The organism is Glutamicibacter sp. AGC84 (assembly GCF_053543575.1).
The window spans coordinates 42,181-55,982 of sequence record NZ_JBLVOC010000020.1 but is presented as its reverse complement, the minus strand read 5'-3'; the positions used below and the strand labels follow the sequence as shown (position 1 = coordinate 55,982).

Below are 13,802 nucleotides of genomic sequence, written 5' to 3'. Positions count from 1 at the left end.
CCCCCCCCGGGGGCAATGAAGCCTCGGTGCGTTGTCTCCGCGTTAGCCTACGGCGACGCGCAGTTCGTTGTTCCAAGGGTCCCGGAAGCGAAGTTCGGCTCCGGTGTGGTGGTTTGCCACCTTGGCGTAGGCCAGCCGCTCGGCCAGCTTGCCCACTTCTTCTTCGGTCGGGACGTTGATCAGCACTTCACCCAGCCCCAGCGTGTCCTTGCGCGGGCCGGCTCCGCGCGAGTTCCAGACGTTCATGGCCATATGGTGGTGGTACCCGCCAGCCGAGACGAACAGTGCCTGCTCGCCCAGGGTGGTGGTTTCGTCAAAGCCCAGGGTGCTGACGTAGAACTGGCGGGCGGTTGCGACATCGCCCACTTGCAGGTGCACGTGGCCTACATCCGCGGCGGCCTTGCGCTGTTCGGCAATGGCCTGCTCGGTCAGGTGCTCATTGAGGAACTTGTTCGGATCCAGGTGGATGGTGTCCATGGCCACCTCGCCGCCGCTCCAGCTCCAGGTATCGCGCGGGCGGTCCCAGTACAGCTCGATGCCGTTGCCCTCCGGGTCGGTGAAGTAGAACGCTTCGGATACCAGGTGATCGGAGCTGCCCACGAAGCGGCTCTGGTCGAACTGGGCTGCCGACAGGACGGTCGCAGCCAGATCAGCCTTGGTGTCGAAGAGCAGCGCGGTATGGAACAGGCCCGCTTCGTTGCGCGATGGGAGCTGCAGTCCTGGCGCGTTCTGCAGGTTGACCAGTTCCTGGGTTCCGCGGCCCAGGCGGGTGCCTTCGGCTGATTCGGCCAGCACTTCAAGGCCCAGGGCCTTCTGGTAGTACTCGCTCATGGTTTTCATGTCGCCGACCTTGAGCTGGACTGCGTTCATGTGGGTCGTGGCCGCTAGTTTGTCTTGCTGGAGTACTGACATGGCAAGCTCCTTTTCCAAGTGCATCGATTCCTTATTGATTAACAGCCTATCGCAAATTACTTGATGCTTCAATGAAATTGGGATGTTCAGCCGATCACAGCGGATTCTGTTCCGGGGATGGCATTAGCCTCCCCTGCTCGCACACCAAGAACCCCGCTGCAAGAACTACGAAGGCCATCCGGATTTCCTTGCGGCGGCAGGGTCGCTGTTTGCCAGTGCCATAGAACTCACCAGCAGTGGCGGATCGGAGAATCGCGGTACGGCCACCCGGGTTGCCGATGGCGATGGCGACACCATGGATGCCAAGGTGGCGGGCGCAGAAACTCGAGTCCAGCTGCTGAACATCGACATCCCCGAAGCCATTCACCCGGGCAATGGGGTCAAATGCCTCGGGCCAGCGGCTGCCGAATATCTTGAGCACGCCCTGCCGGCAGGACAAAGAGTCAGCTTGGGATTACAACGTGCCCTGCACGGACCATGCGTGCCGGACCCTTGCGGCCGTCCCTGGAAGCGATCTGCCCATCAATAGGGATATCGCCCGCGCGTTCCCCTCGAGGCGCTGCGATAACGCACGCCTGCCAGGCGACCGAATGCTTGAAACCGTTCACTAACGGTATCTGGCCTGCAGGATTGCCACCGCGCGATCATCGGCAATATAGACCAGTCAATTAGCTTCATCGATGCGGCGCGACCACGCGCCAGCCAGGGTACGCCTCAACAGTTCAGGCTTGCCAATACCCTCAAATGGGTCACAGCGCAGCACAGCCTCAATCAACGCATGGATGCGCCTGAGCGTTTTGCGATCTTGGGTCTGCCAGTGGAAATTGTCTTCACAGCCGGCAGCCGTCCAGGTCAGCAGTCTTTCACTCAGGGATCACTAGGTCCACGCTCGGACACTTGGCTACCGCGTACCGCTTCCAGCGAAGCAAGCAGGCGGAGCGCATTCCTCGGCGAGCGCAGAAGGTAGCTCGTTTCCACCAGAGAGTCATACTCATCTTTTGACATGAGGACTGCAGATCCGCGCTTTGACAAGATCTCCACTTCGGCATGTTCAAGATTGACTCGTTCGATCAAGCCGAAAAGATCGCGGCGCGCCTCACTCGCTGTGATTGCCATGCCTCTCCTTGGTCAGTACTGGATATGGTACAACTTCTAGCCGTCTTCGAGAGACTCTATCCCCAAGTGCAACCCGATCCCTGTTTCCATGGGGCATCGCCGTTGATACTCAGATTTCACGGAAAATGGGCTGCCCGGACAAAGCCGCTTGGCTTTAACCATGGGTCACCCAGTCCCATTTCCTGGTGGGCACTATATTGAGGATAGGTCTGGACTGCTCGTGGATCCAGATCAATCAACAGCACGTTTCTACCCGCTTCAACTACTCCGGTCGCAAGCGAAACCGCTGATGCGACAACAATGGAACAGGCAGACGAGCTCGCCGATCAGGCAGATTCCACAGCGGCCCCGGGCCACACTGCAGCCACTGCATTCCATGCCATTGCCCCGGCGTACGGGTTGCATCCGCGAGGATCGGTAAAACCACTGCCCTGGAAATGCAGCATTAACAGCCCTTGCCGAAGACCTCAAGGCCAACAACGAAGAAGCCTGCGTCCGGGCAGTCGGACCCCAGAAATAATGCAAGGCCACACGCCGCGGCTGCAGACGGGATATCGGGAACAAACTGCTAGCTGGGCTCTGGCCACCGCGTCACCAGGGACCGGGATTCAGTCCGACTTCGCACAGCAATCATGGGGTGGCCCGGTTTTATATCGGTGGCGATCTTCCACTCGCTAGGACTTCCAAGTATATTGACTGGTGATCCACCTCACCTTGGGTTTTGGTGGTTTACCCAGAGCTACGGAAGGTTAGTTGTGAGCGTTACCGAAGAATTCAGAGCAGCCCGTGACCGTCTCCTGGAGCTAAGGGAGGATTACCACCAGGCTCGCGCCGAGTTCACCTGGCCGGAATTCACCCATTTCAATTTCGGCTTCGACTGGTTCGACCACGTCGCCCGGGATCCGCAGCGCTCCGAGCGCCCAGCACTGGTCATCGCCGAATCCGACGGCAGCTGCACCCAACGGACCTGGGCCGAACTTTCAACCCGGTCCACCCAACTTGCGCGCTGGCTCAGCGACCAGGGCATCAAGCGCGGGGATTCAATCGCCATCATGCTGGGCAACCAGGTCGAGCTTTGGGAATCGATGCTGGCAGGCATCAAGCTGGGTGCGGTCATGGTCCCCTGCACCACGCAGCTGACGCCCACCGATCTGGCCGACCGCATTGCCCGCGGCCATATCCAATGGGTCGTCACCAACGAGGGCGAAATCCCCAAGTTCGAATCGGTGCCGGGCGATTACACGCTGATCCAGATCGGCGGGCAGCCACCGGCTGGCATCCTCGACTACTCCCAGTCATCCTCGGCAGAAGCGGCCTTCGCCCTGGAGCACCCGACCCGCGCCGATGAAACGCTGCTGCGCTATTTCACTTCCGGCACCACCTCGAAGGCCAAGCTGGTCGAGCATACGCATACCTCGTATCCGGTCGGGCACTTGAGCACGATGTTCTGGATCGGCCTCGAACCAGGCGATGTCCACCTGAACGTCGCCTCGCCGGGCTGGGCAAAGCACGCGTGGTCCAACTTCTTCACCCCGTGGATCGCCGAAGCCACGGTCTTCATCTACAACTACGACCGCTTCGATCCAGTGGCCCTGATGAACCAGATGGACGCCCAGCAGGTCACCAGCTTCTGCGCGCCGCCGACCGTCTGGCGCCTGCTCATCCAGGCCGACCTCGGTGCGCTGGAGCATCCGCCGCAGAAACTGGTCTCGGCCGGCGAGCCGCTGAACGCAGAGGTCATCGACCAGGTCCACAAGGCCTGGGGGCAGGTGATCCGCGACGGGTTCGGGCAGACCGAAACCACGGTGCAGATCGCCAATCCCCCGGCAGAGCCCATCACCATCGGCGCCATGGGGCGCCCGATGCCCGGCTACGAGATCGTGCTGCGCGATCCGGCCACCGGGGAAGAAGGCGATGTGGGCGAGATCTGCCTGGTCACCGCCCAGCGCCCGCTGGGGCTGATGAAAGGCTATTTCGAGAACGAGGAAAAGACCAATGAGGTCTTCCGGGACGGGTTCTACCACACCGGGGATATCGCCGAGCGGGACGAACGCGGCGTCCTGACCTATGTGGGGCGCGCCGATGACGTCTTCAAATCCAGCGACTACAAGATCAGCCCTTTCGAACTCGAATCGGTTCTGATTGAGCATCCGGGCGTGGCCGAAGCGGCCGTCGTTCCAGCACCGGATGAGCTGCGGCTCACGGTGCCCAAGGCCTACATCGTCGCGTCCGGCGGGCATGAGCCCGGACCGGAATTGGCCGAATCGATCCTGGCCTACTGCCGCGAGCACCTTTCGGCTTTCAAGCGCATCCGCCGGCTGGAATTCGCGGACCTGCCCAAGACGATCTCGGGCAAGATCCGACGGGTGGAGCTGCGCCAGGCTGAAGAGGACCGGCACCGCGCCGGCGCCCCGGCGGGCACCGAATACAGGGACACCGACTTCCCGAATCTCAAGGGGTAGAGACCTCCAGCATCCAGGGCGCCTTCCGGACATGGCTTCGGCAGGCGCCCTGGATTTTTCTCTTCCCTCGAAACTTTCGCCAGCCCATCGCTACTCCCCTTCCTCGCGTCAAGCCGCCAGGGTTCGCTGCGGGTTTATTTCCAGAGGTTTCCCGCTTAAGAAGCCTAGAGTTTACATCGTGAGCTGACACTCATACTTTGAGTTCTCATGCCGTGGCTTATGTCACACTGCTCCCCGATTCCTCTAGAACGGATCCAACATGTCCGATATCGCGATTCTGATAAATACCGCGGTGGCCGTGCTTGCCGCCGTGGTGCTTATCGTGAGATTCAAGGTCAACCCAGTCATCGCCTTGGTCATTGGCTCGCTCTACCTGGGCCTATCCACCGGCTTGGGAGTCACCAAGACCATCGAGACCATCACCCAGGGTTTCGGCGACATCATGGTGGAAGTCGGACTGCTGGTGGCTTTCGGTGTGCTGATGGGTTCCATCCTCAATGAGACCGGCGCCATCCGCCGCCTGGTCGAGCACCTGCTGAACACCTTCGGCCCCAAACGGCTGCCCTACACCATGGCGCTGGCTGTCAGCACCGCGCTGCAGACCATTTTCCTCGATGTGCTGCTGGTCATCGCGGCCCCCTTGGCTCGGCGCATGGCACCGAAAATCGGCAAGCACGGAACCGCGCGCATTGCCACGGCCATGGCCATCGCCGGCGAGGTCGGCATCGTCCTCATGGTCCCTGGCGTCGGCGCGGTCGCCTTGGCCGGCATGCTTGAAGTTCCCCTGGGCAAGATGCTGATCTTCGGCCTGCTGGTCGTCGTGCCCACGGTCTTGATTTCCGTCGCCATCATGTCCTTCTTCTTCGACCGCGGCTTCTGGAAAGCCGAGAGCGATGAGCAGCTGCTGGCGCAAGACGAGCCGACACCGGGAACCCGCAAGCTGGAGAACCGCGAAGGAACCGGCCAGGATGCGGCACGCACCGGCAACGCCGGAACAGCCACCGCGGCCACCGCGGTGCAGACCGGGCAGCGCCGCGAGGCGCCCCTGTTCCTGCTCTTCCTGCCGCTGCTCGCATCCTTGCTGCTCATCGCCAGCGGCGCGCTGGCCGAAATCCTCGGCTATGAGGCCAGCTGGATCCAGCTGGTCGGCAATCCGGTAGTTGCCCTGCTCATCGGCCTGGTCGGAACGATTGCCGTGGCACGCTACACCATCGGCCAGAAGGCGATTGACCGCGGCGTGGCCAGCGGGTTCAGGGAAAGCGGGCAGATCCTGCTGCTGACCGGTGTCGGCGGCTCCTTGGCAGCCACGGTTTCCACGGCTGGATTGGGCGACATCATGGGCCAGTTCTTCTCGGCCAGCACCGTTGCACCACTGGTAGTGGTCTGGGGCATCGCGGCCCTGCTTCACATTGCCGTTGGCTCGGTGACCCTTTCCGGAATTACTGCGGCAAGCCTCTTGGCACCCATCGCCCCGAGCCTGGGCATCGACCCGGTGCTCATCGCGCTGGCGGCAGGTTCCGGAGCGCTGTTCATGGTCCACGTCACCTCGAACACCTTCTGGCTCCTGCAGTCGTTGTTCGGGCAGACCGTGCGCGGTGCGCTGAAGACCGTCAGCGTAGGCGTGTCGGTTGCATCCATCGTGGCCCTTGGAATGGTCATGATCCTCAACATCTTCATTTAGCGCGACAGCAAAGGAACGGCAGAACATGTCAGAGCACATCGCCCCATTGAAGGGTGTCCGCGTTCTCGAATTGGGCAACTACATTGCCGCCCCCACTGCAGGCCGGCTCCTGGCGGACTTCGGCGCCGAGGTCATCAAGGTGGAACGCCCGGGAACCGGGGACGAGCTGCGAAATTGGCGGCTCAAGAAGGGCAGCGTCTCGATGCTGTACCGGACGATCAACCGCAACAAGAAGTCCATCGTCCTGGACCTGCGCAGCGACGCAGGCCGGGAGGCCGTGCTGGAACTGGCCAAGCACTGCGATGTGCTGCTGGAAAACTTCCGTCCGGGCACCTTGGAGAAGTGGGGCCTGGGTCCCGAAGAACTCAGCGCCGTGAATCCGGACCTGGTGATCACCCGCATCTCGGCCTTCGGCCAGACCGGGCCGCTCTCCGAGCGCCCGGGCTTTGCCGCCGTGGCCGAGGCCTTCAGCGGCTTCCGCAATCTGGTGGGCGATCCGGATCGCGCGCCGGTTCGTGTCGGCGTATCGATTGGCGATTCCATTGCCGGACTGTACGCCGCGTTCGGTGCGGTGATGGCGCTCTACCAGCGGGAGATGGCGCGCGGGGAAAAGGCCTCCCTCGGGCTGGACCATCGCGTGATCGATGTGGCGCTGCACGAGGCGATGTTCTCCATGATGGAATCTTTGCTCCCGGACCACGGCGCCTACGGCGAAACCCGGACCCGCACCGGTGGACGCATGGAAGGCATTGCACCATCCAATGCGTACGTTTGCGCCGATGGGGCCAGCATTGTCGTGGCCGGAAACGGTGACGGGATCTACCGCCGCTACATGGAAGCCATCGGCAGGCCGGAGCTCGGGGCCGATCCGCGGCTGCAGTCCAATGCCCAGCGTTGGGAGGCCAGGGAAATGCTGGATGCCGCCATTGGCCAGTGGGCCGCAAGCGTGGATTCGAGCACGGCCCTGGCCATCCTCGATGCGGCAGGAGTTCCTGCCGGCCCGATCTACACCGCAAAGGACATTGCCAACGAGCCGCAATACATCTCCCGGAACATGATCCAGCATCTGGATGTCTCCACCGGAGAGGAAACCTTGCACGGTGTCGGCTTCCCCGGCATCGTGCCGGTCATGGGAGGCACCTCGCTGCCCATTCGGAACCTCGGCCCCGACCTCGGGGAGCATACCGAACAGGTACTGGGCGGATTGCTGGGAATGACCGATGCGCAAATTGCGCAAGCCTCGGCTGGCGAAAGGAATATCGCGTGAGCTACTCATTCACCCCCGCGGCCGCGTTGCGCGACGTCACGCTGCGTGACGGGCTGCAGCTGACCGGGAAGCTATTGGGCACCCAAGAAAAGATCAGGACCGTACGCGAATTGATCCGGCTCGGAGTCCAGGAAATCGAGCTCGGCTCCATGGCGCGTGCCGACCTGGTGCCGCCCATGGCCAACACCCTCGATGTTGCCCGGGGGCTGCGCCCCGACGAGCTGGAACGCTGCTGGATCTGGGTGGCGACCCCGGGGCATGTGGCCAAGGCGGCCCAGGCGGGTATCCGGAACTTCCAGTATTGCCTCTCTGTTTCCGATGCGCACAACCAGGCGAATATCGGGCGCAGCACGGAGGCAAGCCTTGCCGCCCTGCCAGAAGCCGCGCGCTATGCCCAGGAAGCCGGCGGGCGCATCCAGCTGTGCCTGGCCACCTCGTTCACCTGCCCTTTCGAGGGGCAGGTCCCCGCCGAGCGCGTGCTGGAGATCGCCAATGATCCACGGGCCGAGGGCACCTGCGACATCGTCATCTGCGACACCCTGGGCCAAGCAGTTCCGGCACAGGTCGCCTCACTCATTTCCAGGGTGCGCGGCGAAACCCCGCAACGGCGCATCGTGTTCCACGGCCACGATACCTGGGGGCTGGGTGTTGCCAATACGCTGGCAGCCATTTCGGCTGGAGCCACCCTGGTTGATGGAGCGCTCGGCGGCCTGGGAGGCTGTCCCTTCGCCCCCGGGGCCAGCGGGAACACGTCCAGCGAGGACATCCTGTTCGCCACCCAGCCGCCGTGGCTCACGCCGCAGCGCTTTGCCGGGCTCGTCGGGCTCTCCGAATCTTTGCTGCAGGAGCTGGGCGAGCCGAACCGTTCCAAGTCGGCCCAGGGGGCGCGTTCCAAGGCAGAAGCCTTTGCCTGGGTGATCCCCTCTGATGCCACCCCGGATTGCGGCACCAGCCTCTAGTGCCGCTGATGCCTGGTGCCGCCTCGGCCCTCGGACCGGGCGGGCGGCGCTAGGCGGAAGGCCGGTGGGTTTCGCCCGGGAAGCGTCCGCCGATCAGCCGGGTCATCCGTTCAGCAGTGTCCAGCAACGGCTCGATCCAGCTCTGGCAGGTCTCCCGCGGCATGCGCAGGGTGGGGCCGCTGATGGTCACCGCCGCCACCAGGCCCGCCGCGGAATCGAACACCGGTGCGGACAGTCCCGAGGCCCCGCTTTCACGCTCCCCCGTGGTGATCGCGAAGCCATCGGCGCGGGTCTGCTGAACCGCTTTCTCCAGGCTGGCCATGCCGGTAATCGTGGCATCGGTCAACGGCTGCAGCTGTGATTCCTGCAACCGCTGCATGAGCTCGGGCTTCCAGGCCAGCAGCACGCGGCCGGCAGATCCGGCATGCAAGGGGGCGAGCTCACCCAGGTGCATTTCCCTGCGCAGCGCGTGGCGCGTTTCGGCAATGCCCACGCACACGCGGAATTGCTGCTCGGCACGGAAAAGGCAGGCTGTTTCCCCGGTGAAGTCGCGCAGTTCGCGTAACGATGGGCTGATGACGTCCAGCACTTCCCGCCCCCGGGTCGCCGGCGCGGCCCAGTAGGCCATCTTCATCCCGATGCGGAAGCCGTCATCCTCGCGGTCCAAGAAACCCTGCCCCACCAAATTCGCGACAAGACGCTGCACCGTGGAGGCAGGCAAATCCGTTGCTTCACGGATATCGGCCAAGGACATCACCGGCTGGCGCAGTGAAAAGGAATCGAGGATGGAACTGATTTTTCCCAAGACCAACAGGGGGTTGTGCTTCTTGGCGGGGGTCTCTTCCTTTGGCATATTCCAGACGCTAGACCATCGGCATCTGCGAGTCCAGTTGCCTGCCCGGCACTGCTCTCAGGCTCCATGGCCAGCCCGCCACCGTCAGCGTCCCCGCCAACGGGTTCAGCCGGATCGGGCATTCGGTCACTATGCATGCCCGCACAGGAAGCTAGTGGACAAAATTCGTGAACTTCAGCACCTGCACCACGCATGGTGACGCAACAATTCGCCAGAACTGTGCACTGAAGTATATTGAATCCTGAAGACCGAAGAATTCTGTCGGGCGCAGGCGCCCATCACGCAAAGGACCCCCATGGGCAATACCGAGAAGTTCCGCGCAGCACGCGATCTGCTGCTGGCAGCACGCGATGACTACGACCGGGCTCGGGCAGAGTTCACGTGGCCGGAATTCACCGATTTCAACTTCGCCTACGACTGGTTCGACGAGGTAGCCAAGGACCCGGCGCGAGCCAATGAGCCGGCACTGATCCTCACCGAACTCGATGGCAGCTCGGCGCGCTACAGCTGGGCCGAACTTTCGCGCCGCTCCACCCAGGTGGCCCGTTGGCTTTCCGACGAAGGCCTGCAGCGCGGCGATACCATCATCGTCATGCTGGGCAACGAGGTGGCCCTCTGGGAAGTGATGCTGGCCGGCATGAAGCTCGGTGCGGTCATCATCCCGACCACCACGCAGCTGGTCAGCGCGGACCTCGCCGACCGCATCGAGCGCGGCAACGCGAACTGGGTGATCACCAGCCATGACCAGGTCGCCAAATTCGAAGCAGTCCCCGGGGACTACCGGATCGTGCAGGTGCGCGGGCAGGCCGCTGAAGGGACCTTGCACTATGCCAAGTCCCACGACGCGCCGGCCGAATTCCGCCTGGATTCCCCGACCCTGGCCGATGAGAACATGCTGCTCTACTTCACCTCGGGCACCACCTCGTTGGCCAAGCTGGTCCAGCACACCCATACCTCGTACACCATCGGCCACCTGGCAACGATGTTCTGGATCGGCCTGGAACCAGGCGATGTCCATCTGAATGTGGCGTCCCCCGGGTGGGGCAAGCACGCCTGGTCGAATTTCTTCGGCCCGTGGATCGCCGAAGCGACGGTCTTCGTCTACAACTACGAGCGCTTTGATCCGCTGGCGCTGATGAACCAGATGGATACGGAGAAGGTCACCAGCTTCTGCGCGCCGCCCACCGTCTGGCGCTACCTGATCCAGGCGGATCTGGGCAGCCTGCAGACTCCCCCGCGCAAGCTGGTCTCTGCCGGCGAGCCGTTGAACGCCGAGGTCATCGACCAGGTGCGCACCGCATGGGGGCAGGTGATCCGTGATGGCTACGGGCAGACCGAGACCACGGTGCAGATTGCCAATTCGCCGGGTACCGAGGTGAAGGTCGGCGCGATGGGCCGCCCGATGCCGGGCTATGCGGTGGAGCTGCGCAATCCGACCACCGGGCAACTGGCCGAAATCGGGGAAATCTGCCTGCGCCTGGATCCCCGGCCTGCCGGTTTGATGAGGGGCTATTTCGCCGATCCGGAGAAAACCGCCGAGGCGCTGCGTGGCGGCGTGTACCACACGGGAGATATCGCCGAACGCGATGATGAAGGCGTCTTGACCTACGTGGGGCGTGCCGACGACATCTTCAAATCCAGCGACTACAAACTCAGCCCCTTCGAACTGGAGTCAGTGGTCCTGGAGCATCCCGCGGTGGCCGAGGTGGCGGTGGTGCCTTCGCCGGACCCGCTGAAGCTCTCGGTGCCCAAGGCCTTTGTGGTGCTGGCCTCGCACGTCGAGCCCGGCGCGGAGATCGCCAAGGACATCCTCGGCTTCTGCCGCGAGCACCTGGCGCCGTACAAGCGGATCCGGCGGCTCGAATTCACCGCGCTGCCCAAGACCATCTCGGGCAAGATCCGCCGCGTGGAGCTGCGCCTGGCCGAGGAAGAGCAGCATGCGGCCGGCACGACCCCGAGCGGCGAGTACCGTGATACCGACTTCCCTGAGCTGAAGGAACGCGGCTAGGAACGAAAAGGCAGAAGACAGCCCGGTGGGAAGCGGATCCAGCTTCCCGCCGGGCTGTCCTTCTGACTGCGGTGAACGCCTAGCGCTTGTTCCTGGCCTTCAGCACATCGACGATGCCCTTGCCCAGATAGAAGGCGCCATCGGCGTACCAGGCCAGCATCAGCAGCTGGCGCGCCGGCTTGGGCAGCCAGGCGAACTTGCCGCTCTTGGCCAGGACCAGGTGCGCTGCCGCGCCGGAGGCCAGTACGGCGGCACCCGAACCCATCAGCGCTTTCGGATTCCAGTTGTGCCGGTACAGCAGCCGTTCCAGGCCCTTGGCCTCGCGCTCCTGCTCAGCCAGTGCGGACTTCAAGGTCTTGAACGGGCCGCCGGTGGCAATGACCCTGCGGTCTTCGGGCAACGGGCGGCCGGTGAGGTAATCGATGCTGCGCGGGTCGAAGCCGAAGAGCGAGACCAAGCGCTTCATGTCCTTCAGATCCCCGCTGCTGCACAGCAGCTGCTGGGCCTCGGAGCGGTCGGCCGGATCCGAAATCAGCTGCTCGATGATCTGCATTTCTTCTTCGTCCCAGCCAAAGAGCAAGCTGTTGAGCTCGTCGAGGCGCACCGCTGCCGGCGAGCCGGCTTCCGGTTCCAGGATTGCCGTGCGCTCCAGGTCCACCACCATGGACACCGAGGAATCGAACATGGTCCGGCGCGAGCCCTTGGCCTCGATGGTTGCGGTAATGACATTGCCGGTACGGTTCAAGCACAGGTACGGGCGGTTCGAACGCGAGATACTCGGGGCATAGACCGGTTCCTTGGGCATGGCCATCAGCCCGGATGCATTCTCCCAAACGGTGATCTCGTTCTCGGCAAAGCCCGCTGCCAGCACCAGCTCGGACCCCTTGAGCTTTGGCCCGTGCAGCAGCTCGTTGGTGCCGCCGTACTCGCCGAGCTGCTCGTCATCCGGGTTGGGGCCGTCAATTTCGTCCCCGTCCACCAGTACGTAGTCGGCCCCGGTGGAGTTCTTCAGTTCGTGGACCAGTTTGGTCACGCGCGAGCCTTCGCGCAGCTTGCCCTTGGCATCGATGCGGTAGAGCACCGCATCGCGGGCTTCGCTCACCGTGGCCACCTCGGCGGCTACTTCAGTGGAGTTCTCGCGCTCAACAGCTCCGCCGATGAAACCCAGCAGGCGGCGATCGGCCAGCGCGGTGCGTACCAGTTGTGCAGATTCAGGCTTGTCGCCCATGAAAATGAACTCTAGGTTGAGGTAGTTGAACCCGGTTGAATCCACGAAAAGTAACCCCTTTGGTTAATTGGATATGGCGATAAGTCAATCATAGGCGGTAACCTGTGCCGTCCTGGCAGGCAGCGCCCGGGTGGTTGCCTGGCGCTAGCGCCGGCGCCGGGCGCGGAACCAGCGGACCGCGCCGAGCACGGTATTCCCGGTGGCATCAACAAAGCCGAGCACCAGCAGCAGCACGATCACCCAGGGCGGCGCCCAGGGCTGCTGCCAATGGGTGGCCGCAAGCACCAGCGAGAACACCAAGGCCTCGATGAGCCCCAGCGCCAGCTGCGCGGCGGGTTTCCACGACAACGAGTTGTACCATCGCGGCCGGGCACCGGAGGTGCGGGATTCGGCGATCAGTGCGCGGCCCACTGCCCTGGCCATTGACACCGGTTCGATCCGCCGCGCACCCTCGGGAAGATCGGCGTCTTCCAGATAGCGGGCCAGGACCGGTGGATGCCCGACGGTCTCCAGCACCCGCTGGGCCGACTGCAGGCTGCCGGTGCCCACCAGCGCCTGCTTGAGCCGCTCGATGTTCTCGGCGCCGATCAGAAGCCCGGCCAGCTCCTCGAGCTCCTGGCCATCCACGCTGTCCTGGTTGGCGATCAGCCAGTCCAGTTCGCGCCGGGCGGGTGTTGAGGCCTGAGGCCAGAAGGCGGGGCTGGCCGCGACCGGCCAGATATGCACCCAGGCCGGGTGCCCGCCGAGCTTGGCCGGCTGCTTGTCGAACCAGAAGCTCGCGGTGAAGCGCGCGCCGGTGCGGCTGAGCATGATCGCCGGATGCTGGCTGGCAGCCAGCACGCCGCCCACCAGGAAGCCTTCGTGCACGGCCACGGCGGCGCCGGCGGATTCCGGCGGCAGGAGCTGCCAGCTGGTTTTGCTCGCGGCGGCCCACACCCCCATGTCCGGCTCGTTCAGCGCGCCGATAGCCACGGTCCGCCCCGGCGGCATGGCATCCAGCCGCGGATCCTCGATGGGCTCCCCGGTTTGCACCTCGGCGTTGTCCTGGTCGATGTACAGCGCACCGGTGCCCAGCTTCAGCGCCAGCGCGAAGTCCTCGACTTGCTGGCCCAGCCGGATGGCGCCCGCGGCGCCAGCGAGCAGCAAGAGCCCCTCGTGGTTCACCGCCAGGCTGGCCTCGATCATCGCCAGCCCGTTCCAGGGCACCGGCACGGAGACCAGCGAGATCACTTCGCGTGCGGCCAGCAGCTCGCGGACCTTGGCTTCGGCCTGCTGCGCGTGGGGTTCTTCGAAGAAAAGAGTCAGGGGGGGGACCA

12 protein-coding genes are annotated in these 13,802 nt (G+C 63.8%); 5 read left to right on the top strand and 7 right to left on the bottom strand.

The annotated features are described in order from the left end of the window. Window positions 1-42: 42 nt before the first annotated feature. The 4 genes from ACNPN0_RS12540 to ACNPN0_RS12525 form a co-directional block, all read right to left on the bottom strand. The gene (locus tag ACNPN0_RS12540; RefSeq protein WP_332489215.1) at window positions 43-912 is read right to left on the bottom strand and encodes a VOC family protein; all 870 of its coding nucleotides are present in this window, start codon (window positions 910-912) and stop codon (window positions 43-45) included. A 94-nt stretch (window positions 913-1,006) separates the two neighbouring features. Continuing rightward, a complete protein-coding gene (locus tag ACNPN0_RS12535) occupies window positions 1,007-1,351 on the bottom strand; it encodes a hypothetical protein (RefSeq protein ID WP_448938923.1) in 345 nt (114 codons plus the stop codon). A 225-nt stretch (window positions 1,352-1,576) separates the two neighbouring features. Continuing rightward, a complete protein-coding gene (locus tag ACNPN0_RS12530) occupies window positions 1,577-1,768 on the bottom strand; it encodes a Txe/YoeB family addiction module toxin (protein WP_448938789.1) in 192 nt (63 codons plus the stop codon). An 11-nt stretch (window positions 1,769-1,779) separates the two neighbouring features. After that, window positions 1,780-2,028: a type II toxin-antitoxin system Phd/YefM family antitoxin gene (locus tag ACNPN0_RS12525; RefSeq protein WP_448938581.1), complete on the bottom strand. Its 249-nt coding sequence runs from the start codon at window positions 2,026-2,028 to the stop codon at window positions 1,780-1,782. A 755-nt stretch (window positions 2,029-2,783) separates the two neighbouring features. On the opposite strand from ACNPN0_RS12525, the gene ACNPN0_RS12520 reads away from it, so the two are divergent. From ACNPN0_RS12520 to ACNPN0_RS12505, 4 genes are all read left to right on the top strand, one after another. Further along, on the top strand, window positions 2,784-4,490 hold the full coding sequence (locus tag ACNPN0_RS12520) for an AMP-binding protein (protein ID WP_448938580.1): 1,707 nt from the start codon (window positions 2,784-2,786) through the stop codon (window positions 4,488-4,490). A 259-nt stretch (window positions 4,491-4,749) separates the two neighbouring features. Next, window positions 4,750-6,171, top strand: a complete 1,422-nt coding sequence (locus ACNPN0_RS12515) for a GntP family permease (RefSeq protein ID WP_448938579.1) — start codon at window positions 4,750-4,752, stop codon at window positions 6,169-6,171. Between the two features lie 25 nt (window positions 6,172-6,196). Beyond that, window positions 6,197-7,438, top strand: coding sequence for a CaiB/BaiF CoA transferase family protein (locus ACNPN0_RS12510; RefSeq protein ID WP_448938578.1), 1,242 nt, complete (start codon window positions 6,197-6,199; stop codon window positions 7,436-7,438). Further along, a complete protein-coding gene (locus tag ACNPN0_RS12505) occupies window positions 7,435-8,397 on the top strand; it encodes a hydroxymethylglutaryl-CoA lyase (RefSeq protein ID WP_448938577.1) in 963 nt (320 codons plus the stop codon). Before ACNPN0_RS12510 ends, ACNPN0_RS12505 begins: the two co-directional genes overlap by 4 nt. A gap of 49 nt (window positions 8,398-8,446) precedes the next feature. Here the strand turns inward: ACNPN0_RS12505 and ACNPN0_RS12500 are convergent, their stop codons facing one another. Continuing rightward, window positions 8,447-9,250 carry an IclR family transcriptional regulator gene (locus ACNPN0_RS12500; protein WP_332727405.1) on the bottom strand — a complete coding sequence of 268 codons (804 nt, stop codon included), beginning with the start codon at window positions 9,248-9,250 and terminating at the stop codon, window positions 8,447-8,449. Window positions 9,251-9,545: 295 nt separating this feature from the next. Here ACNPN0_RS12500 and ACNPN0_RS12495 point away from each other — a divergent pair, with 295 nt between their 5' ends. Further along, entirely contained in the window at window positions 9,546-11,258 is a 1,713-nt protein-coding gene (locus ACNPN0_RS12495; protein ID WP_448938576.1) for an AMP-binding protein, read from the top strand. A gap of 79 nt (window positions 11,259-11,337) precedes the next feature. Here ACNPN0_RS12495 and ACNPN0_RS12490 read toward each other — a convergent pair whose 3' ends face one another. Both ACNPN0_RS12490 and ACNPN0_RS12485 read right to left on the bottom strand, forming a co-directional pair. Continuing rightward, window positions 11,338-12,531 (bottom strand): hypothetical protein, encoded by a 1,194-nt coding sequence (locus ACNPN0_RS12490; RefSeq protein WP_448938575.1) that lies wholly within the window; start codon window positions 12,529-12,531, stop codon window positions 11,338-11,340. 99 nt (window positions 12,532-12,630) lie between these two features. Beyond that, window positions 12,631-13,802, bottom strand: a 1,172-nt coding sequence (locus tag ACNPN0_RS12485; RefSeq protein ID WP_448938922.1) for a hypothetical protein, incomplete at its 5' end; no start/stop codon positions are given.